The organism is Bifidobacterium angulatum DSM 20098 = JCM 7096 (genome assembly GCF_001025155.1).
GTDB lineage: Bacteria > Actinomycetota > Actinomycetes > Actinomycetales > Bifidobacteriaceae > Bifidobacterium > Bifidobacterium angulatum.
In genome coordinates, this window is record NZ_AP012322.1 from 720,849 (window position 1) to 744,426 (window position 23,578).

General features: G+C 61.9%; 23 protein-coding genes. 17 read left to right on the forward strand and 6 right to left on the reverse strand.

The window, feature by feature from the left end:
- Positions 1-17: 17 nt before the first annotated feature.
- On the reverse strand, positions 18-968 hold the full coding sequence (locus BBAG_RS02895) for an aldose 1-epimerase family protein (RefSeq protein ID WP_003825903.1): 951 nt from the start codon (positions 966-968) through the stop codon (positions 18-20).
- Positions 969-1,189: 221 nt separating this feature from the next.
- On the opposite strand from BBAG_RS02895, the gene BBAG_RS02900 reads away from it, so the two are divergent.
- Positions 1,190-2,224 carry a 4-hydroxy-3-methylbut-2-enyl diphosphate reductase gene (locus BBAG_RS02900; RefSeq protein WP_033508230.1) on the forward strand — a complete coding sequence of 345 codons (1,035 nt, stop codon included), beginning with the start codon at positions 1,190-1,192 and terminating at the stop codon, positions 2,222-2,224.
- 238 nt (positions 2,225-2,462) lie between these two features.
- Here the strand turns inward: BBAG_RS02900 and ybaK are convergent, their stop codons facing one another.
- From ybaK to BBAG_RS02915, 3 genes are all read right to left on the reverse strand, one after another.
- The gene (gene ybaK / locus BBAG_RS02905; RefSeq protein ID WP_033508363.1) at positions 2,463-2,969 is read right to left on the reverse strand and encodes a Cys-tRNA(Pro) deacylase; all 507 of its coding nucleotides are present in this window, start codon (positions 2,967-2,969) and stop codon (positions 2,463-2,465) included.
- Between the two features lie 243 nt (positions 2,970-3,212).
- Positions 3,213-4,271 (reverse strand): type I glyceraldehyde-3-phosphate dehydrogenase, encoded by a 1,059-nt coding sequence (gap, locus tag BBAG_RS02910; RefSeq protein ID WP_003825910.1) that lies wholly within the window; start codon positions 4,269-4,271, stop codon positions 3,213-3,215.
- Positions 4,272-4,478: 207 nt separating this feature from the next.
- Positions 4,479-5,234: a thiamine diphosphokinase gene (locus BBAG_RS02915; RefSeq protein WP_003825911.1), complete on the reverse strand. Its 756-nt coding sequence runs from the start codon at positions 5,232-5,234 to the stop codon at positions 4,479-4,481.
- Between the two features lie 148 nt (positions 5,235-5,382).
- Here BBAG_RS02915 and asnB point away from each other — a divergent pair, with 148 nt between their 5' ends.
- The 12 genes from asnB to BBAG_RS02975 all read left to right on the forward strand — a co-directional run bounded on the left by asnB (position 5,383) and on the right by BBAG_RS02975 (position 17,582).
- On the forward strand, positions 5,383-7,269 hold the full coding sequence (asnB, locus tag BBAG_RS02920) for an asparagine synthase (glutamine-hydrolyzing) (protein WP_003825913.1): 1,887 nt from the start codon (positions 5,383-5,385) through the stop codon (positions 7,267-7,269).
- Positions 7,270-7,289: 20 nt separating this feature from the next.
- Complete coding sequence (locus tag BBAG_RS02925; protein WP_033508228.1) at positions 7,290-7,613, forward strand: hypothetical protein; 324 nt, start codon at positions 7,290-7,292, stop codon at positions 7,611-7,613.
- A 263-nt stretch (positions 7,614-7,876) separates the two neighbouring features.
- A complete protein-coding gene (gene infC / locus BBAG_RS02930) occupies positions 7,877-8,614 on the forward strand; it encodes a translation initiation factor IF-3 (protein ID WP_407921659.1) in 738 nt (245 codons plus the stop codon).
- Positions 8,595-8,789, forward strand: coding sequence for a 50S ribosomal protein L35 (gene rpmI, locus BBAG_RS02935; RefSeq protein ID WP_033508226.1), 195 nt, complete (start codon positions 8,595-8,597; stop codon positions 8,787-8,789). Before infC ends, rpmI begins: the two co-directional genes overlap by 20 nt.
- Positions 8,790-8,831: 42 nt before the next feature.
- Positions 8,832-9,215, forward strand: coding sequence for a 50S ribosomal protein L20 (gene rplT / locus BBAG_RS02940; RefSeq protein WP_003825919.1), 384 nt, complete (start codon positions 8,832-8,834; stop codon positions 9,213-9,215).
- Positions 9,216-9,357: 142 nt separating this feature from the next.
- Positions 9,358-10,308 (forward strand): site-specific tyrosine recombinase XerD, encoded by a 951-nt coding sequence (gene xerD, locus BBAG_RS02945; RefSeq protein WP_033508359.1) that lies wholly within the window; start codon positions 9,358-9,360, stop codon positions 10,306-10,308.
- Between the two features lie 155 nt (positions 10,309-10,463).
- Positions 10,464-11,303 (forward strand): ParA family protein, encoded by an 840-nt coding sequence (locus BBAG_RS02950; protein ID WP_033508224.1) that lies wholly within the window; start codon positions 10,464-10,466, stop codon positions 11,301-11,303.
- A 203-nt stretch (positions 11,304-11,506) separates the two neighbouring features.
- Positions 11,507-12,286, forward strand: a complete 780-nt coding sequence (locus tag BBAG_RS02955; protein WP_033508222.1) for an NUDIX hydrolase — start codon at positions 11,507-11,509, stop codon at positions 12,284-12,286.
- A gap of 112 nt (positions 12,287-12,398) precedes the next feature.
- Entirely contained in the window at positions 12,399-13,679 is a 1,281-nt protein-coding gene (gene nadA, locus BBAG_RS02960; RefSeq protein WP_003825929.1) for a quinolinate synthase NadA, read from the forward strand.
- Entirely contained in the window at positions 13,676-15,403 is a 1,728-nt protein-coding gene (locus tag BBAG_RS02965) for an L-aspartate oxidase (RefSeq protein WP_003825930.1), read from the forward strand. Before nadA ends, BBAG_RS02965 begins: the two co-directional genes overlap by 4 nt.
- Positions 15,397-16,281, forward strand: a complete 885-nt coding sequence (nadC, locus tag BBAG_RS02970) for a carboxylating nicotinate-nucleotide diphosphorylase (protein WP_003825931.1) — start codon at positions 15,397-15,399, stop codon at positions 16,279-16,281. The genes BBAG_RS02965 and nadC overlap by 7 nt, the downstream gene beginning before the upstream one ends.
- Positions 16,281-17,582, forward strand: coding sequence for a cysteine desulfurase family protein (locus BBAG_RS02975; RefSeq protein WP_003825934.1), 1,302 nt, complete (start codon positions 16,281-16,283; stop codon positions 17,580-17,582). The genes nadC and BBAG_RS02975 overlap by 1 nt, the downstream gene beginning before the upstream one ends.
- A gap of 104 nt (positions 17,583-17,686) precedes the next feature.
- On the opposite strand, the gene BBAG_RS02980 is transcribed toward BBAG_RS02975, so the two are convergent.
- A complete protein-coding gene (locus BBAG_RS02980) occupies positions 17,687-18,301 on the reverse strand; it encodes an alpha/beta hydrolase (protein ID WP_003825936.1) in 615 nt (204 codons plus the stop codon).
- Positions 18,302-18,535: 234 nt separating this feature from the next.
- Between BBAG_RS02980 and typA the strand changes: the two genes are divergently transcribed.
- The 4 genes from typA (at position 18,536) to BBAG_RS03000 (ending at position 23,211) form a co-directional block, all read left to right on the forward strand.
- Positions 18,536-20,467 carry a translational GTPase TypA gene (gene typA, locus BBAG_RS02985; protein WP_003825939.1) on the forward strand — a complete coding sequence of 644 codons (1,932 nt, stop codon included), beginning with the start codon at positions 18,536-18,538 and terminating at the stop codon, positions 20,465-20,467.
- A 204-nt stretch (positions 20,468-20,671) separates the two neighbouring features.
- Positions 20,672-21,142, forward strand: a complete 471-nt coding sequence (locus BBAG_RS02990; RefSeq protein ID WP_047750074.1) for a hypothetical protein — start codon at positions 20,672-20,674, stop codon at positions 21,140-21,142.
- A 108-nt stretch (positions 21,143-21,250) separates the two neighbouring features.
- Entirely contained in the window at positions 21,251-22,231 is a 981-nt protein-coding gene (locus tag BBAG_RS02995; RefSeq protein ID WP_003825942.1) for a prephenate dehydratase, read from the forward strand.
- Positions 22,225-23,211: a prephenate dehydrogenase gene (locus tag BBAG_RS03000; protein ID WP_003825943.1), complete on the forward strand. Its 987-nt coding sequence runs from the start codon at positions 22,225-22,227 to the stop codon at positions 23,209-23,211. Before BBAG_RS02995 ends, BBAG_RS03000 begins: the two co-directional genes overlap by 7 nt.
- A 98-nt stretch (positions 23,212-23,309) precedes the next feature.
- Here the strand turns inward: BBAG_RS03000 and BBAG_RS03005 are convergent, their stop codons facing one another.
- Positions 23,310-23,570: a DUF6725 family protein gene (locus BBAG_RS03005; protein WP_003825944.1), complete on the reverse strand. Its 261-nt coding sequence runs from the start codon at positions 23,568-23,570 to the stop codon at positions 23,310-23,312.
- Positions 23,571-23,578: the final 8 nt, after the last annotated feature.

Consider the following 23,578-nt stretch of genomic DNA (forward strand, 5'->3'; position numbering starts at 1 on the left):
TGGCGTGGCGTGGTGTATCAGGCCAGTTCCGCTCCCAGGAAGATCTTGGTGGTGCTGGTCTCGCCGGGCTTGATGGTGATGAGCTCGTTGCCGGTGTTGAAGGCGTTTGCGTAGGCGGTCTGCGGTTCCACGGCGGTGCCAGCCGGGTGCTTTTCCGCGGGGAAGCCGGTGCCGGTGCACACCTGGAAGGAGGTGATCGTCTCGTCGCCGCCGACGGTGACGGTCAATCCGTCGGGGCGGGTGAAGGTGGCGGTGGTCTTGCCGTCCGCATCATGCTCCACGTCGGTCCATGCGTCGTCGAAGGGCTGGTTGGTCAGCAGGGTCGGCTTGCGCAGATCATACTTGGTGCCGTCCACCGGTTCGGTGCCGGTCGGGATGAGGTTTTCGTTGACGGTCACATGCGTCTTGGCGGGGACCTGCAGGATGCACTGTGCGTTATGGCCGTCGATCTCATCGCCGTAGCCGTTGAAGCCGTTGTCCAGCCACGGGTGGAGCGCCACGGCCCACGGGGCGTTGATGTCGCCGTTGTTGGTCGCGCTGATGGTGACGGTCATACCCTCATCGGTCAGTTCGTGTGTTGCGGTGACGGTGACGTCGAACGGGTAGCCCAGCAGGTACGGCGCGCGCCAGGACTGGGTGACGGAGGTCTCGGTGAGCGCTTCGAGCTTCCAGAACGAGCGGTAGCCGTAGCCGTGGATGGCGTTGTTGCGCTCATGCTCGTCGATGGGCAGTTCGTAGGTGACGCCTTCGAAGGTGTAGGTGCCTGCCTCGATACGGTTCGGGAACGGAATCAGCATCTGCCCCTGGCAGCAGGTGACGGGATCATCGGGACCGAGCGGGACGATGACGTTGCGGCCACGGTAGGTGAGCTCGCGCAGCGTTCCGCCGAGTTCGGTGACGACGGCCTTCCAATCGCCGCATGCGATCGAGTACTGCTGGCCGGTACGAGGGGAAAGGTTCTTTGCCATAATTCACACTCCCATAGTGTTGATGTACAACGGTTGTTACCGCTAACACATAATATTATACCTCTAGTGTAGCGCGTTGGGAGCATGCATATGCATTTCTAGTAAAACTCGGATTCGGCGCCGCTGCTCCTTTGGCTGTTCAATAGCGCATGGGCATGCGCAGTCGCGGCCGGTCGGCTATGCTTGGGTGGGATTGTGCTGTGCAAAGGGAGGCAGGCGATATGGGCAAACGCATTATTCTGGCCGATCCGCGTGGGTTTTGCGCTGGCGTGGATAGGGCGATACTTACGGTGCAGACCATTGTGAAATCCGCCGGTTCCGGCGACAGTCACGACAGTCATGGTCTGCCGCCGGTGTATGTGCGTCGGCAGATCGTACACAACCGTCATGTGGTCGAGGAGCTTGCCTCGCAGGGTGCGGTGTTCGTCGAGGAGCTTGATGAGATTCCCGACGAAGCCGCTCGGGCGCATACGCCGGTGGTGTTCTCCGCGCACGGCGTCTCCCCATTGGTCAAGAACGAGGCGAAACGGCGCGGTCTGAACGTGATCGACGCCACCTGCCCGCTGGTGGGCAAGGTGCATCGCGAGGTGCTGCGCTTCGTGCGCGAGGGGTACGAGATCGTCTATATCGGGCATCTTGGCCATGACGAAGCCGTTGGCGTGGTGGGGGAGAGCCCGGAGCATGTGCATCTGATCGAGCATGAGGGCGATGTGGCCAAACTCGACTTCCAGCCGGAAACCAAACTGGTGTTGCTGACGCAGACCACGTTAAGCGTGGATGAGACCGCCGACACCATCGCGGCGTTGCGCGCGAGGTTCCCCTGGATTGAAATGCCGCCCAGCTCGGATATCTGCTATGCGACATCGAATCGCCAGGCGGCGGTCAAACTGGTTGCCGAACAATCCGATTGCGTGGTGATCGTAGGCTCGGCCAACTCCTCGAATTCCGTGCGATTGATGGAAGTGGGGCAGGAAGGGCTCGACGCCCGGTTCAGCGCCGCGGATGCTCCGGCGAAGACGGGGGCATGCGGTAAGGCGCATCGTGTGGACGATGCCAGCGAACTCGACCCGGCATGGTTCGAAGGCGTGGAGGCAGTGGGGGTTTCCTCGGGGGCATCCGTGCCGGAGATGTATGTGCAGGACGTGATCGATGCGCTGCGTGGCATGGGGTATACGGGTATGGAATCCGTGGAAACCGTCAAGGAGAACATGCATTTCGTGCTGCCCGCCGAACTGCGCCGCCAGACCTCGCGCTAATCGGCCCCCGCCGTGGCTATTTCCATATCCCACCCGCGTTTGGCTGCGCTGAGCATTCCCTTACCGTAGCTGTTTTCGGTTCCCATCCGGATTCGGCTGCGCTAAGCATTCCCCTTCGCAGCCACTTCCGCTTCCCATCCGGATTTGGCTACGCTACCGAATCGCAATGTGGCCAGACCGGGGCATCGCCCGAGCCTAGCCACATATGTCGGCAGTACGAAGGTGGTGCCGCTTTTCGTCACCATGTGCCGATTGGCGCGGCGATGCCATCCAGTACCTTCAGCAGATCGTGCGGGTTCAGCCCTACGGAGAATCCTCGTTTGCCACCCGACAACAGGATCTCATCGAATTGCAGAGCGCTATCGTCCAATACGGTCTTATGCTTCGTGCGCTGCCCGAGCGGGGAGATGCCGCCGACCACATATCCCGATTCGCGCATGGCGACCTTCGGGTCGGCCATGGCGGCTTTTTTCGCGCCGACCGCCGCTGCCAGCGCCTTCAGATCCATATGCCCGCTTACCGGCACCACGCCCACCACGCGTTCGGAACCGGTATCGGCCATCAGAGTTTTGAACACCTGATGCTCGTCGAATCCGAGTTTCTTTGCGGCCTCGACGCCGTACCCGTCATCCATGTGGTCGTTGGAATGCTCGTATTCGTAGGTTGTGAATGCGATGCCGGCCTTTTCCAGTTGCACGGTCGCCGGGGTCGAGCCTGCGCCCTTCTCGTGTTTTTTCTTGCTCATGGCGCCCATCATAGAACCTGCCACGACAGTTTCGATGGAATTGGGCATCCGTAACGTGAGGGGAATCCTTTGCTTGTCCGATTCGGGCGAATCGGACATCGGGCGGTGATGATGGGAAGGCTGGTTGACCGATTCTCGGGAATCGGACAACCGTGGGGAGTGACCATAAAAAAGACCCCCGCCATACGGCGAGGGTCTGTCGATGAGTTCGTTATGAACTAGTGCGGATCACTCCGCGCCTATTCACTCGGAGATCTCAGCGAAGTACAGCAGGGTACGGATCATGTTGGAGGTGAAGCCGTACTCGTTGTCGTAGAAGGAGACGGTGCGAGCCATGGTCACGCCGTCAACGGTGTTGACGTCGGTCTGGGTCGGATCGAACACGCCACCGTGGGTGTCGCCCAGGATGTCGGAGGACACGATGCCCTCGTCGTTGTAGCCGTAGTACTCGCAATCAGCGAAGGCAGCCTTGAAGGCCTCGTTGATCTCGTCGGCGGTGGTCTCCTTGTTCAGGACGGTGGTCAGCTCGGTGACGGAGCCGTCCGGAACCTGGATGCGCTGGGCATGGCCCTGCAGCTTGCCGTTCACGGACGGAACGACCTTGCCGATGGCCTTGGCGGCGCCGGTGGAGTGAGCGATGGTGTTGATGGCGGCGGCGCGCAGGTTGCGGCCGGTCTTGGTGCCACGCGGGCCGTCCAGCAGCATCTGGGTGCCGGTGTAGGCGTGGATGGTGGTCATGAAGCCAGCCTTGATGCCGAACTGCTCGTCCAGCAGCTTGACCATGGCGGCCATGGAGTTGGTGGTGCAGGAACCGGCGGAGACGATCACGTCGGAAGCCTTCAGGATGTCATGGTTCACGCCGAACACGACGGTCGGGGTGACGTCGTCCTTGGCCGGGGCGGAGATCAGGACCTTCTTGGCGCCGGCGTTGATGTGAGCCTGGGACTTCTCGGCGGAGGTGTAGAAGCCGGTGCACTCGAGCACGTACTCGACACCGTCGTTCTTGACCCACGGGATGTTGTTGGCGTCCTTCTCGGCGTAGACCTTGTATTCCTTGCCGTCGACGATGATGGAATCCTCGGTGGCCTTGACGTCGACCGGCGTACCGTCGTCATGACGGAAGGTGCCGTGGGTGCTGTCGTACTTCAGCAGGTAGGCGAGAGTTGCCGGGGTGGTCAGATCGTTGATGGCGGCAACTTCGATGTCGCCGGCCTGGCCACCGCGAGCCTGCAGCTCGAAGATGCGGCGGAAGGCGAGACGACCGATACGACCGAAGCCGTTGATACCAATCTTAACTGTCATGTAATTCTCCCTTTGGGAAGGCCAAGCATGGTGTTATGCATGCCGAGCCATGGTTTTACCAACGTTTCCCACTGTAGTGCCTTACCTGTACTAAGGGCAATGAAAACGAAATCATTTGTACTTATATCGGACACCGCCCATGTGAGCGTGCCCAGCCCTTGTGCTTGGCGGCATGCGCAGCCCTCGGCGGAAGGGGCGGATATGCCGTCAAAGGCGTTGTGCGTTCTCGTGGCCGGTGTGCAGCACGGCCGACACCTCGGTGTTGAGCGCCCCCAGGTCGCCGGTGAATTCATGCAGTCGCGTCACGGTGGGCAGCGGTGCCTCGGCGGGGAACGTGACGATGAGTGTGCCGTGCCTGACGATGATTTTGGCGGGCTGGCCATCAAGGAACTCGTTGCTGACACCATTGACATGGATATTGCTCATGGTGGCGTCGACCAGCTGGTATTTGAGTCCTGGCTCGCTTACCCCGGTCGAGATGTCGGAATGCGAGAACACGGATACCATGCGCCCGGGTTTTACCTCGTTGGCGGGGAAGGAAAGCTCGCCGTCGCAGATGGCGGTGATGGTCGTGCCGTCGCCATGCAGGAAACCGGTGCCGCCATGGCGTGCAAGCAGCGCCATAAGCTGGATGTTCGAGATTGTGTGGTCGATCCTTCCGCCGAGCGCACCATAGATATGGAATGTTCTGGCCCCGTGAAGCCACCCGATTTTCAATGCGGAGAGCATATCCGGGTCGTCCTTCTCGGGCGGCAGCGCGATGGTATGGTCGCCTAGCTGCGGCGGTCTGCCTTGCAGCGAATCGAAATCGCCTACGATCACGTTCGCGTCGATCCCCAGCTGGCGCGTGTGATCAAGCCCCCCGTCTGCTGCCACGACAAAGGCGCCGTGGGGAATCCTCGGCGTTTCGTCGTAGTATTCGCCGGCTCCGAAGATCACACATGATGTCGTTTTGTCAGTCATGCCCCCATAGTCTAATCGTGCGCCCGGCCCGGCTGGTCCTGGCGGAAAACGCTTTCCGCAACGTCGGTCGATTCGCCACATATTCGATACAAACATCTTGCTACTGTGGTGCATGGTTTTTCCAAGAAGAAAGGGACAGACAGCCTTTATGTGTGGAATCGCTGGATTCGTCAACGATATGCCCATCGATACCAAGTGCCCGGTGCTTAAGCGCATGACCGATATCATCGCGCATCGTGGACCGGACAGCGAGGGGCATTACATCGACGAGCATGCGGCGCTGGGGCACCGCCGACTGAGCATCATCGATCTGGGTGGCGGCAAGCAGCCGATCTATAACGAGGACGGTTCTCTGGTCATCACCTTCAACGGTGAGATCTACAACTATCAGCCGCTTCGCGAACAGCTTATCGAGGCCGGCCACACCTTCACCACCAAAAGCGACACCGAGGTGCTGCTGCATGGCTATGAGGAGTGGGGCGTGGAACTGCTGCAGAAGATTCGAGGCATGTTCACCTTCGTGATCTGGGACAGGAACAAGCGCGAACTGTTCGGCGCCCGCGATCATTTCGGCATCAAGCCCTTCTACTATGCCAAGATGAACGGCACGTTCATGTATGCTTCGGAGATCAAGAGCCTGCTGCAGCACCCTGACTTCGTCAAGGAGCTCAACGAGAAGGCGCTCAAGCCGTACATGACCTTCCAATACCCGGCCATCGGCGAGACCTTCTTCAAGGGTGTGTTCAAGCTGCCGGAAGGCCATTATTTCACCTACCGCGACGGCAAGATGAGCATTCACGAATACTACGACGAGCATTTCCGCGAATCCTCCACCAAGCTCGATCCGCTGGTGGACACCATCGACCGCACGGTATGCGATTCGGTCAAGGCCCACCAGATCGCCGACGTGGAGGTCGGCTCGTTCCTGTCCAGCGGCGTGGATTCGAGCTATGTGGCCGCGGTCGCACGCCCCGAGCACACGTATTCCATCGGCTTCGGCAAGGGGACGTACAACGAATCCCAGCAGGCCGGAGAACTTGCCAAACTCATCGACCTGAACAACACCGCCGAGGCGTTGACCGACGAGGAGGCGTTCGCTGCATTTCCGCGCATCCAGTGGCATTTGGATGAGCCGGATTCCAACCCGAGCTGCGTGCCGCTGTATTTCCTGTCGGCATTGGCGGCGAAGGACGTCAAAGTCGTGCTCAGCGGCGAGGGCGCCGACGAACTGTTCGCCGGATATATCGATTACGGCGTGCACACCAAGTTCAAGCCGATCAAGGTGCTGACGCGTTGGCTCGGTCATCTGCCCGCAGGTGCCCGCCATGCCATCGCGCAGTGGTGCAAGGGCAAGACCTTCCATGGCGCATGGCATATGTATGCGAATCTGGCGCCTGCGGAGGAGAGCTTCATCGGCCAGGCGCGCGTGTTCGAGGAATCCGAGTCCGACAAATTGCTCAACCCCGAATACCGTAATGCGCCTAGCGTGCAGAGCATCGTCGACAAGACCTATGCGCGTGTGGAAGGCAAGGGCCTGAGCGAACTGAAGAAGAAACAGTATCTCGACATGCACCAGTGGATGCCGGGCGACATTCTGCTCAAGGCCGACAAGATGACCATGGCCCATTCCCTGGAGCTGCGCGTGCCGCTGCTCGACAAGGAGCTGATGGCGGTGGCCGAGCAGGTGCCGACCAAATACCTGATCACCGATGAGAACACCAAGTACGCGTTCCGCCAGGCCGCCGGCCGCCACCTGCCGAAGGAATGGTACGACCGCGAGAAGCTGGGATTCCCCGTGCCGATCAAGAAGTGGCTGCGCGAGGAGAAGTTCTACAAGTACGTGCGTTCCGTGTTCGAGCGTGATTATGTGAGCAAGTTCTTCGATCAGGATGCTTTGCTCCGGATGATCGACGACAATTACGCCGGCAAAACCGACGACCGCCGCAAGATCTGGACCGTGTACTCGTTCCTGACCTGGTACGACGTGTACTTCGTACACGATGGTTCCAAGCCGGATGTTATCGCGATCGCATAGGGTGCGATAGGCACATGGGCATGATGACTGGAACACGTGGGTTCAAGTGTGTCGTGGCTGCTGCCTTGGCGGTGATGGTCTGTCTGCCGTTGGGCGGATGCAGCATCGAGATCAAAGGCGGTAAGCGCGACAATGCGAACACAGGTAATGCATTGGATCTCAAGGACGGCAAATGGCATACCGGCAGCAACGGCTATGGCGGCAGCGACAGTTCCAGCTACCGGTATGTGATCGTGGACACCCCGGATGGCGAGAAGCACTGCATCGCGTTCCGCGATAGCGGCGGCGCCGGCGGCATGAGCTGCTGGGACAAATCTGATGCAGGCAGAAGCGACGAGAAGTAGCAAAAAGTAAGGCGTAGCAGGCGCCCGATCGTACAAGACACGCGGGCGCCTGTTTGTCAAGCCCAGTGGTACACTGAACCCTTGGCTTGAGAAATCAAGAAAGCGGGGCAACCCCACCTGGGAACCTTTCAGGGTTTCGGGTTCAAGGCGATTCCTCCCGTGCAATGCGCGAGATTGGGGAATGAGAGTGCCAATGCGTTCTAGCGTTAGAACGTCGATGGCATGCCGTGAAACCGAACGCTGAAGTATTCCAAGTGAGCCTCGTGAAGGAAATACAGAGGATTGGAGTCATCATCAGCGACGAACCACGCATTAATGACGAGATTCGCGTCTCGCAGGTGCGCCTGATCGGTCCTAAGGGCGAACAGGTGGGCGTTATCGCGACCTCGGTCGCACTGAACCTTGCGAAGGAAGCGAACCTCGATCTCGTCGAGGTGGCGCCCAATGCAAAGCCTCCGGTTGCCAAGCTCATCGATTACGGCAAGTACAAGTACAACGAGAAGATCAAGGCTCGTGAGGCACGCCGCAATCAGAACACCGCAGAAGTCAAGGAAATCCGTTTCCGTCTGAAGATCGATGACCATGACTTCGATGTGAAGAAGGGGCATGTCACCCGCTTCCTCAACGGCGGTGACAAGGTCAAGGTCACCATCATGCTGCGTGGCCGTGAACAGTCCCGTCCGATCGGCGGCGTCGAGCTGCTGCAGCGTCTCGCCGCAGAGGTGGAGGAGTACGGTACCATCGAGTCCCAGCCGAAGCAGGAAGGCCGCAACATCATCATGGTGCTGGCGCCTAAGGGCAAGAAGGTGCACACCCAGTCCGAGCAGCGTCGTCGCGGCGCAGAATCCCGCGCCGAACGTCAGGCTCGTCAGGCGGCACGTCTCGCTGCCAAGCAGGAGGCTCAGGCCCAGGCCGCAGCCGAAGCGCAGGCCTCGATTTCTAAGACTTCCAGCAAGAAGCACATCAACAAGGAGGGCAGCAATGCCGAAGATGAAAAGTAATTCCGCCGCTTCCAAGCGCGTCCGCCGTACCGGCACGGGCAAGCTGATGCAGGCCGGCAGCGCCATGCGCCACAACCTTGAGCACAAGTCCGCTCGCAAGCGTCGTGCACTGAAGGCCGATCAGGTTCTCGCGGGCCCGCAGTCCAAGAAGCTCAACCGCATGCTGAGCAAGTGAAATAACCCTTTTACGAATCTTTAAGAAAGCGAAGGAAAACATATGGCACGTGTGAAGCGCGCAGTAAATGCTCACAAGAAGCGTCGCGTCGTTCTCGAAAGGGCTTCCGGCTACCGTGGCCAGCGTTCCCGCCTGTATCGCAAGGCCAAGGAACAGCTGCTCCACTCCTTTAACTACAACTTCCGCGACCGCAAGGCTCGCAAGGGTGATTTCCGCAAGCTGTGGATCCAGCGCATCAACGCCGCCGTCCGCGCTGAGGGCATCACCTACAACCGCTTCATCCAGGGCCTGCACCTTGCCGGCATCGAACTGGATCGTCGCGCCCTTGCCGAGCTCGCCGTGAGCGACCCGGAGACCTTCAAGGCCATCGTCGCCGAAGCCAAGAAGGCTCTGCCGGCCGACGTGAACGCTCCGGTCAACGCCTGAGCCGTATAAGCCGTACAGGTTTTGCAAACCCCGCCACATCGGCGGGGTTTCTTGTTTTCATAGGCGTTGTGCACGCATGGCGTATGCTCGGCGTCTGCGCCGATCCGCCTTTGCCGGCATGGACCGGCATACAATGGTCGGCATGAGTCAGACCGATGCCCTTACACGCCTGGAAACGCAGTTCATCGCCCACATCGATGTGGAACGCGGCCTGTCGAAGGCGACGGTTACGGCATACACGTCCGATCTTGACCGGTACTGCGTTTGGCTGAGGGAAGCGGGGATTACGGAACCCGCCAGCATATCCCGCAACCACGTGGAGGAATACATCGCGCATCTGGACTCCCATGGCGCGAGCGCGCGTTCCAAGGCCCGCAATCTCGCCTCCATCCATGAGTTCCACCGTTTCGCCCTTGCCCAGCATGCCGTGGCCGACGACGTATCGGCCGCGGTCAAGGCACCGAAGGGGGCAAGCACACTGCCCGACGTGCTCACCGTGGACGAAGTGGCGCGGTTGCTGGACTGTGCTCCCGTTCCCGCACCCGGTTGCGTGATGGATGTTCCCCATGCGGTGCTGATGCGCGACAAGGCGCTGCTGGAGTTCATGTATGCCACCGGGTGCCGCGTGTCGGAGGCGGTGGGTACGGATCTGAACGATATCGATCTGAACGAACGCGTGGCGCGGCTGCTGGGCAAGGGGTCGAAGCAACGGTTGGTTCCAGTGGGGGAGTACGCCTGTGCTGCTATGACGCGCTACCTGGACGAGGGGCGTTCGCTGTTGGAGGGATGCGCGAAGAGCAAGGCCCCCGAGCGTAGCGCGGTGTTCCTCAACAAGCGTGGCCAGCGTATGTCAAGGCAATCGGTGTGGGAGGTGGTGAACCAGGCAGGCAAGCGAGCCCATATCGGCAAGCCCCTGCATCCGCACACCCTGCGGCACTCCTTTGCCACGCATCTTATCCAGGGTGGTGCCGACGTGCGCACCGTGCAGGAGCTGCTGGGGCATGCAAGCGTCACCACCACGCAGATCTATACGCATGTGAGCCCGGAGAATCTGATCGAAACGTATCTTACCGCGCATCCGCGTGCCCGCTGATCGTCGGCAAACCGGCATGACAACGATGCCGCGGTTACGGCGAACCGCCGGCGAGTGCGCGTGAATCACACGGAAATACCATATGCGGCGTGATGTTGTGTCAAGGGGCGCGTGATTTCCCCGACGTTTGGTGGAGGTTTGATAGAGTGGGGAGTATGCCTACGGATTTGCTTGGACGCGATTATGAAACTTTTCCCGCTCCTGAGCCGCTGGAACACCACGGCCCGGCACGGGTTATTGCCATGTGCAATCAGAAGGGCGGCGTCGGCAAAACCACCAGTTCCATCAATATCGCCGGTGCGTTGAGCCAATACGGACGCCGTTGCCTGATCGTCGATTTCGACCCTCAGGGCGCTGCAACCGTTGGCTTGGGTATCAATGCCAACACTGTGGAGAACACGATCTACACCGCGCTGTTCGATCCTGACGTCGACCCGCACGATGTCGTGCAGCATACGAACTTCGAGAATCTCGACGTCATTCCCGCCAATATCGACCTGTCCGCTGCGGAAGTGCAGCTGGTCACCGAGGTCGGGCGCGAACAGGTGCTCGCCAGCGTGCTGCGCCCGTTGAAGGACGAATACGACGTCATCATCATCGACTGCCAGCCATCGCTCGGTTTGCTCACCGTGAACGCATTGACTGCGGCGGATGGCGTCATCATCCCCGTCGCTGCCGAGTTCTTCGCCCTGCGCGGTGTGGCGCTGCTCATGCAATCCATCAAAAAAGTGCAGAGCCGCATCAACCCGAGCCTTGAGGTATACGGCGTGCTGGTGACCATGTTCACCAAGACCCTGCACTGCGAGGAGGTCATGCAGCGCATCTACGAGGCATTCCAGGAGAAGGTCTTCCACACGGTGATCTCCCGTTCCATCAAACTGCCGGATTCCACCGTGGCCGCGGCACCGATCACGTTCTACTCGCCTGGGCACAAGACCAGCAAGGAGTACCGAGAGGTGGCGCGCGAGCTGGTGGCGGAAGGGATCGTCGCCTGACCGCACGAGCGGTTCCATGAACGCGAAGGCGAAGGCCGGTTGTCGGAGTGTCCGATGGCCGGCCTTCATTTTGGCCTGATGTGGCTGGGGCCGGTCGGTGCAGTCTGTTCAGCCATAACGACACTATTTATGGTCAGTGTGACTATAAATGGTGGTACGCTGTGTTCGCGGCGGGGAACGACCCCGCTGCGAAAGGAACGATGATGGGTATCGGCAACGTTTCGGAGAGGCGGCTGGCGCAGCCGCAGATAGGCGTCTCCGTGGTCATCCTGGCGCTTGGGCCGCATGAAGACAGCGCAGTCAGTGGGCGCAGCCGCCTATGGCTGCCGCTGGTGCGCCGCGTCAAACAGCCCTTCATGGGCGCGTGGGCGCTGCCCGGCGGCGATCTGCGCGTGGGGCACTCCTTGGAGGAATCGGCGTTCAAGGCTCTGGAATCCACCACCGAACTGCACCCGAAATACCTGGAGCAGCTGTACACCTTCGGCGATCCGGCCCGTTCCAGCGGAGGGCTGCCCATGGTCTCCATCGTGTACTGGGCGCTTGTGGGCGAGGCCGAGACCAAGGACTTCGCCGAAGTGGACAACGTCAAATGGTTCCCCGCGGACGAACTGCCCGAGCTGGCCTTCGACCATCGTCGCATCATCGACTACGCCCTGTGGCGCTCGCGCAGCAAACTCGAGTACCCGGACATCGCCACCAAACTCGTAGGCGAGGAATTCACCCTGGCCCAACTGCACGACGTATACGAGGCCGTAGGCGGTCAGCCGCTCGACCTGGCGAACTTCCGCAGGAAGATGCTCGCCTCGGGGCACTTGGAAGACACCGGGCGCAAACGCCATGTGGGACGCAGCCGTCCGGCCGCCGTATACCGCTATCGGCGCGGCGATACGGCGAACAACGCTTTCCTCCTTCCGCCCACGGAAATGCCGGGACAATCATCACAACAACACGATGACGCGCTGTCGGCGCTGACAACGTCGTGACCGTCCGCCATACGCGCATCATGCGCATAGCGCAATACCGCACTTCGGCATCCGGGCACCTGAACACCCATGCCGTCAACATCGTGAACAACCACAATGAAAGGAACGCAGCATGACTGCACCACTCACCGCACCGTCCGTCGACGAGATCATCGCCAAGCTCGGCGCACAAAGCACCTGCGACGCGGGACTCACCCAGGATCCGTGGCATTTCGACACCACCAAACCAAGCTACGGGCCGGGCGCATCCATGTTCGACCAGCTGCCGAACAACGCGCCACGCCAGCAGGTGCTGCCCGAGGAATACCGCAACGCCTCCGACGAGGAACTGCAGGAGCGCATCACGGCGGCCAAAGCCCGCCTGGGCAAGAAACTGCTGATTCTAGGCCACTTCTACCAGCGCGATGAGATCATCGGCCACGCCGACTTCGTAGGCGACTCCTTCCAACTCGCCAAGAACGCCACCGAACGCCCCGACGCCGACCACATCGTCTTCTGCGGCGTGCACTTCATGGCCGAAACCGCCGACATCCTCTCCACGCCTGAACAGAGCGTGACCCTGCCGAACCTGTCCGCAGGCTGCTCCATGGCCGATATGGCCAACATCGACCAGGTCGAGGACTGCTGGAGCCAGCTCGGCGAGATCTGCGGCACCAAGCCCGACTCGGACGGCCGCCAGCAGATTGTGCCCGTCACCTACATGAATTCCTCCGCCGCGCTGAAGGCGTTCTGCGGGCGCAACGGCGGCATCGTGTGCACTTCCTCCAACGCGCACGCCGTACTCGAATGGGCCTTCGCCCGCGGCAAGCGCGTCCTGTTCTTCCCCGACCAGCATCTGGGCCGCAACACCGCGCGCGCCATGGGCATCCCGTTGGAGGAGATGCCGCTGTGGGATCCGTTCAAGCCGGCAGGCGGCGCGGCGGACCCGTCCGTATACGCGGGTGCCAAGATGATTCTGTGGAAGGGCTTCTGCTCCGTGCACCAGCGTTTCACCGTCGAACAGATCGACCGCGCCCGCAAGGCATACCCCGGCGTGAAGGTCATCGTGCACCCCGAATGCGCGATGGACGTGGTCGACGCCGCCGACGGTACCGGCTCCACCGCCTACATCGTCAAGGAAATCGTCAACGCGCCCGCCGGCTCCGCCATCGCCGTAGGCACCGAAATCAACCTGGTGAACCGTCTTGCCGCGCAATACCCCGACAAAACCGTGTTCTGCCTCGACCCGGTGGTCTGCCCTTGCTCCACCATGTACCGCATCCACCCGGCCTACCTCGCCTGGGCGCTGGAGAACATCGAACAGGGCAATATCGTCAACCGCATCACCGTGGACGAGAACACCGCGCGCGACGCCAAGATCGCCCTGCAGCGCATGCTGGAGGTGCACCCGTGATCGTCGTGATCGGAGCCGGCATCGCTGGACTGTCCGCGGCGCTCGCCGCAGCGGGGGATCGGCGCGTGGGGGCGGAGGGGCTCGCCTCCTACGGGCGTGCGCAGGTTACCGGATTGGACCGCGAAGCGGCCGACGACGTGCTGCTCGTATGCAAGGACGAACTCGTGGAATCCAACACCTACCACGCCCAGGGCGGTGTGGCATGCGCCATCTTCAGCGACGACGACCCGCAGTTGCACACCGCCGACACCATGGCGGCCGGTCATGGTCTGTGCGACCGGACAGCCGTGGATGTGCTCACTGACGAGGGCGCACGCCGCGTGCACGAACTCATCGCCGCCGGGTGGCATGTGGACCGTGGCGACGACGGATCGGTGCTGCGTGGGCTCGAAGCCGCGCACTGCCGTTCCCGAGTGGTGCACGCCGGGGGAGACGCCACCGGTAAGGTGCTCGAAGTGGATGTGAGCGCCATGGTGCGTGACAACCCGCGCATCCACGTGCTCGAACATGCGTTTCTCAGCGATCTGATCGTGCGTGACGGCCATATCGCCGGCGTGCGGCTGGTGGAGCGTGATGTTGACGGCAACGCCGAAACGCATGCAATCGATGCCACGCGTGTCATCCTCGCCACAGGTGGCGCCGGAAGACTCTACCCATACACCACCAATCCGGCCGTGGCCACCGGCGACGGACTGGCCGCCGCATTACGTGTCGGAGCCCAGGTGGCCGATTTGGAGTTCTATCAGTTCCACCCCACCGCCATGGCCATCGGCGAACACTTCCTCGTCTCCGAAGCCGTGCGCGGCGAAGGCGCGATATTGCTCGACGAACACGGCCACCGCTTCATGACCGACATCGATCCCAAGGCCGAACTCGCGCCGCGTGACGTGGTGGCCCGAGCCAACTTCCGCATCATGCAGGCGCAGGGCGGCAGGCCGGTCATGCTCGACGTCTCGCCCATGGCCAAGGAAACCCCGGATCTGGCGGCATTCCTACGCCGCCGCTTCCCGACCATCGACGCCTACACGCGCTCCCTCGGCTTCGACTGGAGTAAGGAGCCGATCCCCGTGGCCCCGGCCGCGCACTACTGGATGGGCGGCATCCGTACCGACCTGTTCGGACGCACCAGCATCCCCGGTCTGTATGCGGCCGGCGAATGCGCCCGCACCGGCGTGCAGGGGGCGAACAGGCTCGCCTCCAACTCATTGCTCGAAGGGCTCGTCTATGGCAGACGTGCCGGTCTGGCCGCAGTACGCGACGAGAACGGCACCGTATGGCAGCCGGAATCCTTTACCGACAGCGAGATCATCGGCCTGCCGGTCGCCCAGAACCCCATGGAACTCGATATGCCGGGCGCGGCGGGTGCGGCCGATGCCGCGAGCGTATGGGGCCGCGAGCGCATCGAGCGCGAGATGTGGGAGCATGTGGGCGTGATCCGCGAACATGACGGGTTGAACGCCGCGGTCGGCAACCTGTCCGATGCGCTTGCCATGGCGAATGGTGCTGTAGCGAATGATACGGCTGTGAATGCCGAGCCGACCGCATATGCGGATCTGGTCACCCGGATGGAGAACCGTAATCTGCTTACCGTCGGGTACGTCGAGGCCATTGCCGCGCTGAACCGGTGCGAGTCGCGCGGTGCGCATACGCGCAGCGACTATGCCGAGCACAATCCGACCATCGCCCATTCCATCGCCTACCGTATGAAAGGAACGCCATGCTGACCCGTCAGGTCATCCGCAACGCCGTGGAAGCCGCGCTCGCCGAGGATGCGCCCAACGGCGACATCACCTGCGAAACCACGATTCCCGCGCAGGCGCAGGGCGAGGCTCGGCTCACCGCCCGTGAACAGGGCGTGATGAGCGGCGTCGACGTGTTCGCCGCGGCATTCGCCGCGCAGAATCCAACCATCGAAGTCACGCCGCATATCGCGGACGGGGAACGTTTCGAGTCTGGCCAGGCGCTTGCCACCGTGCGCGGGCCGGTACGTGACCTGCTTACCGCGGAACGCGTCGCCCTGAACTTCACCCAGCGCATGAGCGGCATCGCCACCATGACCTCTGCGTTTGTGGGCGCCGTGGCGCAGGCGGAACAGCTGCCCGGCTACCGTGCTCCGTACGCCTACGCACGTACCCGTATCGTCGATACGCGCAAAACCACTCCCGGACTGCGTGCATTCGAAAAATACGCGGTCGTCTGCGGCGGCGGGCACAACCACCGTTACGGGCTTTCCGACGCGGTGATGGTCAAGGACAATCACGTGGCCGCGCTCGCCGAGCAGGGCATCGACCTGTCCGGTGCGATCCGGCACATCCGCGAGCAGGTGGGGCACACGACGCATATCGAGGTGGAGGTCGATCGGCTCGACCAGATTCCGCAGGCGCTCGCAGGCGGTGCGGACACCATCATGCTCGACAATTTCTCCCTGGACGACACCCGCAGGGGAGTGGATCTGATCGGCGGGCGTGCGATCGTGGAGGCCAGCGGCACCATGACATTGGAACGGGTTCCCTCGGTCGCGGCCACGGGCGTGGACGTGATCTCCGTAGGCGCCTTGACGCACAGCGTGCGCAGCATCGACTTGGGATTGGACTGGGCGTGATGAGCACGGGGAAAACACAGGGCGAGCTGTACTTGGACGCCGCCTCCACCGAACCGGTGCGGCGCAGCGTCATCGAAGCGATGATGCCGTTTTTGACCGACGCGTACGCGAACCCGCTGAGCGTGCACCAGCCCGGCAAAACCGCTGCGCGGGCGCTTGACGCGGCACGAGCCTCGCTGGCGGCCAACCTGGGTGCGCGTCCGGATGATGTGATCTTCACCTCAGGAGGCACGGAATCCGACAATCTTGCCGTCAAAGGCATCGCCATGGCCCGCATGCGGGCATTGCGCGAGAAGTACGGGGAATCGGTGCGCCCGCGCGTCATCATCTCCGCAATCGAACATCCGGCCGTCGCGCAATCGGCGCAATGGCTGGAACAATGGTTCGGCGTGGAGGTCGTGCGCATTCCGGTGGACGGTCAGGCGCATATCGATACGGCCGCGCTGGAACGCGAGCTGGCGCAAGGCGATCTGGAACTTGCACCGGGCGACGAGGCCGACCGTCATACCGACAGCGGATCCTCCATCGACCTGACCAACCGCACATTGCTGGTTTCCGTCATGCTCGCCAACAACGAGGTCGGCACCATCGAACCCGCCGACGAGATCGTGCGCATCGCACACCGGCACGGCGTGCCCGTCCATGTCGACGCCGTGCAGGCGGCCGGGCAGATTCCCATCCGCATGCGTGACTGGAACGTGGACGCGCTGAGCATATCCGGGCATAAATTCGGCACTCCCAAAGGGCTCGGCGCACTGCTGTTGCGTGGACGTGTACCGATCGAGCCGCTGCTTTCCGGTGGCGGGCAGGAACGCGGACTGCGATCGGGCACGCAGAACGTGGCCGGGGCGGTGGCGCTCGCCATCGCTTTGCGTGAGTCGAACGAGCGGATGGCAAGCCAGTATCGGGCGCTGGTCTCGTCGCGTGACAGGCTGATCGACGCCGTGCTGCGCGTCGAGCCGAAGGCCATGCTGACCGGGGATGCGGAGCGCAGGCTTCCGGGGCATGCGTCGTTCCTGTTTCCCGGTTTGGCCGGCGAGGCGCTACTGGTGGATCTGGACGCGCACGGCATCGCCTGTTCGTCGGGTTCGGCATGCGCGCTTGGCCGCCACGAGGCGCCCGGCACGCTGCTGGCCATGGGATTCGACGAGTCCGTAGCGAAATCGGCGTTGCGCATGACCTTCCGCGAGCCGCTTCAACCCGATCAGATCAACCGTGTGGCGGCAGCCATTGAGGAATCCTGCCATTCGCTCACCCACACGTTCGCCACGCCTTCTGCCGGGTCCACGGACGCTCGGTGAGTTGCCGGCGATCGTCGATGTCCGTAAGTTGCCCGCCGAACGATGGGGGTCATTCGGCGGTCAACTTGCATTCAGGTATGCTGTCGCGGCATTACGACGCTGTTCTATGCCCGATCGGCGCCGAATAGCCACGAATGCAACGCCGCGATTTCCTCGTCATTGATACCGTGGCCCAACCCCGGGCATACGTGGTGGAACAGTCTGCCGGTACGCGCGAGCACCTCACGCGCATTACGCTGGTCGCTTGCGGGAATCGTATGATCCCCATCCCCATAACACAATGCGAACCAGGTGGAGCCCTCTATGGTCTTCGCATCCTCTTCGCCCTTGAACGAAGGACTCATAAGCACCGCGGCATCGAACACATCAGGGTGCTCCAACACCATGCGATACGACAGGTACCCGCCTTGGGAGAAACCGATCAGTACCTTGCGGAAGCGGTCGTAGACAGGGGAGCGCAGCAGCTTCACCACCGCCTCGCCCACGCGAGTGCATTCGCGCCGACGTTCCGCCACCCCGCAACCATCCGGATACCAGTAGCTGTTACCGATGAACGGCCTGTCATACGTGCCGCGGAACGATATGTAGTTCGCTTCACGTCCCGTACCCGCATACAACGCGTCGATGATGCGGATCATCTCATGCTCGTCATTGCCGAACCCATGGAAGCCGAGCAGCAGCAAGTCGTCATCGCCATCGAAATCGACGCTCGCCGCCATCCGGAGCCGTACGCCATGACGGCCATCCTCAACACGATCGGTCAATCGGAACCTCCCTCGAACATGCGGGGCGCGAACGGCGCACAAAGCCCGGAACCAAGTAGTCCGCACGGACGCTGTCGCATTACCTCGCTAGTATTGGCTCGGTTTATGTGTAAGTGCAGATAGATAACCAATCACGTACCGAACATTACGCATTACGCAACAGAACAGCAATTACTAAGAGAGGTTTCGATGGCGGTTCGCGGCGATATTCGAAATGTAGCTATTGTGGCACACGTCGATCACGGCAAGACCACGCTGGTCAATGCCATGCTTCAGCAGTCCCACGTGTTCAACGAGCGTGAGGAAGTGCCGGATCGTGTGATGGATTCCAACGATCTGGAACGCGAGAAGGGCATCACCATTCTCGCCAAGAACACCGCAGTGGAATACACCGGCCCGATGGCCGCCAAGTACGGCTGCCCGGACGGCATCACCCTCAACATCATCGACACCCCCGGCCACGCCGATTTCGGCGGTGAAGTCGAGCGCGGCATCTCCATGGTCGACGGCGTGGTGCTGCTGGTCGACGCCTCCGAAGGCCCGCTGCCGCAGACCCGCTTCGTGCTGCGCAAGGCCCTGGAAGCCAAGCTGCCGGTCATCCTGTGCGTGAACAAGGTCGATCGCCCCGACGCCCGCATCTCCGAAGTCGTCGGCGAAACCTCCGACCTGCTGCTCGGCCTGGCCGACGACGTGCAGCACGAAGGCATCGAGCTCGACCTCGATCAGCTGCTCGAAATGCCGGTCATCTACTGCGCGGCCAAGGCCGGTTACGCCTCCACCAACCAGCCCGAGGACGGCGGCCTGCCGGACAACGACAACCTCGAGCCGCTGTTCGAGACCATCATCTCCACCATTCCGGCTCCGGAATACGAAGAGGGCGAGCCGCTGCAGGCCCATGTCGCCAACATCGACTCCTCCGACTTCCTCGGCCGACTCGGCCTGGTCCGCATCTACAACGGCACCCTGGAGAAGGGCAAGACCTACGGCCTGAGCCGCGTGGACGGCTCCATCGAGAACTTCCGCGTCTCCGAGCTGCTGCGCACGCAGGGCCTGGAGCGCATCCCGGTCGAATCCGCAGGCCCCGGCGACATCGTCGCCGTTGCCGGCGTGAACGACATCATGATCGGCGAAACCATCGTCGACCCCAGCAACCCGAAGCCGCTGCCGCTTATCCACGTCGACGATCCGGCCATCTCCATGACCTTCGGCATCAACGACTCCCCGCTGGCCGGCACCGAAGGCAAGGACCACAAGCTCACCGCCCGCATGATCAAGGATCGTCTGGACCGCGAGCTCATCGGCAACGTGTCCATCAAGGTGCTGCCGACCGACCGTCCGGACGCCTGGGAGGTCCAGGGCCGTGGCGAACTCGCCCTGGCCGTGCTCGCCGAGCAGATGCGCCGTGAAGGCTACGAGCTGACCGTAGGCCGCCCGCAGGTGGTTACCAAGACCATCGACGGCACGATCAACGAGCCTATGGAAAACACCACCATCGACGTGCCGGAAGAGTACATGGGCGCCGTCACCCAGCTTATGGCCGATCGCAAGGGCCGCATGGACAACATGACCAACCATGGCTCCGGCTGGGTCCGCCTGCAGTTCACCGTGCCGTCCCGCGGCCTGATCGGCTTCCGCACCGCACTGCTGTCCGCAACCCGCGGCACCGGCATCTCCTCGTCCATCTCCGCAGGCTATGCACCGTGGGCCGGCCCCATCTCCATCCGCCAGAACGGCTCCATGGTGTCCGACCGTCAGGGCGTCGCCACCCCGTACGCCATGCAGCGTTTGCAGGCACGCGGCAACTTCTTCGTCGATCCGCAGTCCCCGGTGTACGAAGGCCAGGTCGTGGGCGTGAACAACAAGCCCGACGAGCTGGACGTGAACATCACACTGGCCAAGCATATGACCAACATGCGTTCCGCCACCGCCGACGTGCTGGAAACCCTGACCCCGCCGATCAAGATGAGCCTCGAGGAGTCCCTGGACTTCGCCAACGAGGACGAGTGCGTGGAAGTCACCCCGGAATCCATCCGCGTGCGCAAGATCATCCTCAACCGTGAGGATTGGTACAAGTGGCGCGCCAAGCAGCGTCGCCAGAACAACGCTCAGAATAATAAGTGAGTCCATGGCGTTGTTCTGACGCTTCGCGGGCCTGAAACCCGCTCGTTTCGCCTACGGGAGGCCCAATGGGTCTCCCGTTTAACGGCTCGCCAGAACAGCGCCGGGGCCACAATCGTTCCGCTACGGGCATAAGCCTCCTTCTTCCATAGGGGAAGGGGGCTTTTACGTTCCCAGAAAGGCACGGTAGAGTCACACATTATGAGTATGAGTCGCAAGAACAACGAGTCCCTCAAACCATGGTCGCATCGTCAACGCCCATTCGTGCAGATGCTCATCACCCTGCTGGCCGGTGCGGCAAGCGCAGGCATCGGCACGCTTGCGCATCGCATGGGCGCATCCATGAACATTCCCTACGGTCTGGTGATCGCCTTCCTCATTCTCGTCATCTCCACCTGGTGCGCACGCTCGCGCATGGGTGCCGTCGGCATCGGCGCGCATCTGATCGCATCCTCCACCATGGCGTGGGGTATCGCCATCTGCGGCGTAAACGGCAGCGCTCTTACGCCGGTCGGTTTTTCCGGAGAAGTGCCGTTCTTCAGTCAAAACGTAGGCTACATATGGCTGTACGGGTTGGTCGTTGTGCAGGTCGTCATGCTGTTCCTGCCACGATCATGGTTCACGATGCCGGCGCGCAAGGAATACACGGTGGCCTCGCGGCATACGTCGCGGGCATAGCATGGGTGCCGTCGAAGCGCATGTGGAAGACGACCCGGCCAGGACGTCGCCGGAACCAAAACGGAACAATGCCGGCATGCCGGGCGGGCACACGCTACGGTGGTGCGTATGACGCATATGAAGCTGACCTATCTTGGGCCGGAAGGCACCTTTACCCATCAGGCGGCCATCGAAGCCGGGCATTGCCTGAAAACGCAGTATGGCATCGACGAGCCGGAGCTCGTGGCCGCGCCGGACGTGACGAGCATCATGGCATCGGTGCAATCCGGCGAATCCTGGGGCGTGATCGCATGGGAGAACAACGTTGAAGGGTATGTGATGCCCAATCTCGACGCCCTGATCGACGCCCATGATGCCGCCGGTCTTGCCCGAGTCGGCATCAATGTTTCATTCGACGCCTTCGTCACGCCGGGAACATCGCAAATCGGCATCGACGGCGCTTCCGTCAGTGCCCATCCGCACGGGCTCGCGCAGTGCAAACGGTTCATCGAACGGCATCGTCTGCACCCCGCACAGGCTTCGTCGAATGCGGCCGCGTGCCGTGACCTCAAGCCGGGCAATGTGGCTCTCGGTCCGCATATCTGCGGCGATCTGTACGGGTTGGAAATCCTCGAGGAGCATGTGGAGGATTTCGATGGGGCGCATACCGATTTTCTCGTCATCGCACCGCGTGGTGACGTGCTGGACTATGTGGCCCGCACTCGCGAACGCGAATTCGAAACCGTGATCACCTTCATACCGCTTGCCACGGGACCTGGTGTGGTGGCCAATCTGCTTGATGTGCTACGTGATTGCGGATTGAACATGACCAGTCTCATCTCCCGGCCCATCAAAGGCCATGACGGCACATACAGCTTCATCATCACCTTGGATGCCGCGCCTTGGGAACCGCGATTCCGCCGTATGCTGGTGGAAGTGGCCGAGCATGGCGACTGGGCGAAAACCATCGCCGTCTACCCGCGCAGGGAGCGGCCGAATCCTCCGGTCGACTCGTGGATGCTGCCCGAAGGCGGTGTTCGGTTGGACTCCTCGGCTTCGACATCGGATTGGCAGACGGCACAGAACGCGAGAAGGGAATTGCTGTGGTAGAGAAGGTCGGCATCATCGGACTGGGATTGATCGGCGGATCGCTGGCGCGCAGACTCAACGCCAACGGCGTGGAGGTGACGGCCTGGAATCACCGGCCACACCCGTATGCTGCGGCACAAGCCGAAGGCATCCATTGTGTGAATACCCTGGCGGAGCTTGTCGTGTTCGAGCCGCAGGCGCTGGTGCTGTGCAACCCGCTGAAAGCCATGCCGCGGATTCTAGGCGAGCTTAAGCCTCTGCTGGACGAGCATCCGGGGATCACGCTCACCGATGTCGGCAGTGTCAAAGGCATGGTACTCAGCCAGGTCGAACAGGCCGGACTGGGGGAGTGCTATGTGGGCGCGCACCCCATGGCCGGCAACGAACTGTCTGGATGGGCGGCCGCCGATCCGCATCTGTACGACGGCGCATTATGGGCGATCACCGTCAGGCCGACCACGGCATACCGGCGTTTTCTCACCATCGCCGAGCTTATCGTCAACGACTGCGGCAACCGTTTGATCGTGCTGGACAGCGACACGCATGATCGTGCGGCCGGACTGATCAGCCATATGCCGCATGTGGTGGCCACTTCGCTGATCAACGAGCTGGTCGATAATCACGATCGCAATATCGCCGCGGCGCTCGCGGCTGGGTCGTGGCGTGATATGACGCGTGTGGCGCTCACCGACCCCAATCGTACCCGCGCCATGGTGGAGGAGGACCGGGTCAATGTCGAGCAGCTGTTGCGCAGCATGGCGTCGCGTCTGACTGCGGTGGCTGATGCGTTGCGTGACGGCGACGAGAGCGCGATGGGCGAGTTCTTCGCCGAAGGCCAGCCGTTCCGCGACTACAAGAGCGCCCGCGAATTCCCCGAAGGCGAACTGGCCATTCCCGAACAGGACTGGCAGCGGGCATTGCTGGAATCCGCATGCCGTGGCGAGGCCATCACCGGTTTCATTGATGCGCATCGGGTACGGTTCCGTATCCACGCGATGTGACGGCAGAGTCGCGGAACGTGTTCCGTTGCGAACACAAACCTGATGGGGCCGGCTCCCTGATAGTCAAGGAGCCGGCCCCATCAAGTATTGGTTGGATGCTACTTCTTCTCCCGCACCGCATGCGGCCGTTCGGGAACCGGTTTCAGACGGGCGATGGTGTCCGCCTCGATTCGGACGCGTTGCGCCGGGCGCGAACCATTGGCAGCGGCATCACGCATCAGATCGAGCGTATAACCGTTCCATGATTCCACATGCCCCACGTAATCGCGGAATTTGGTTCGACCATCCGTAGGATCCACCCCCTCGATCACACGCACCACGATGCGTGCGCCGGTAGGGATTTCGCGAGGTAAAGCCATAGGGAGCC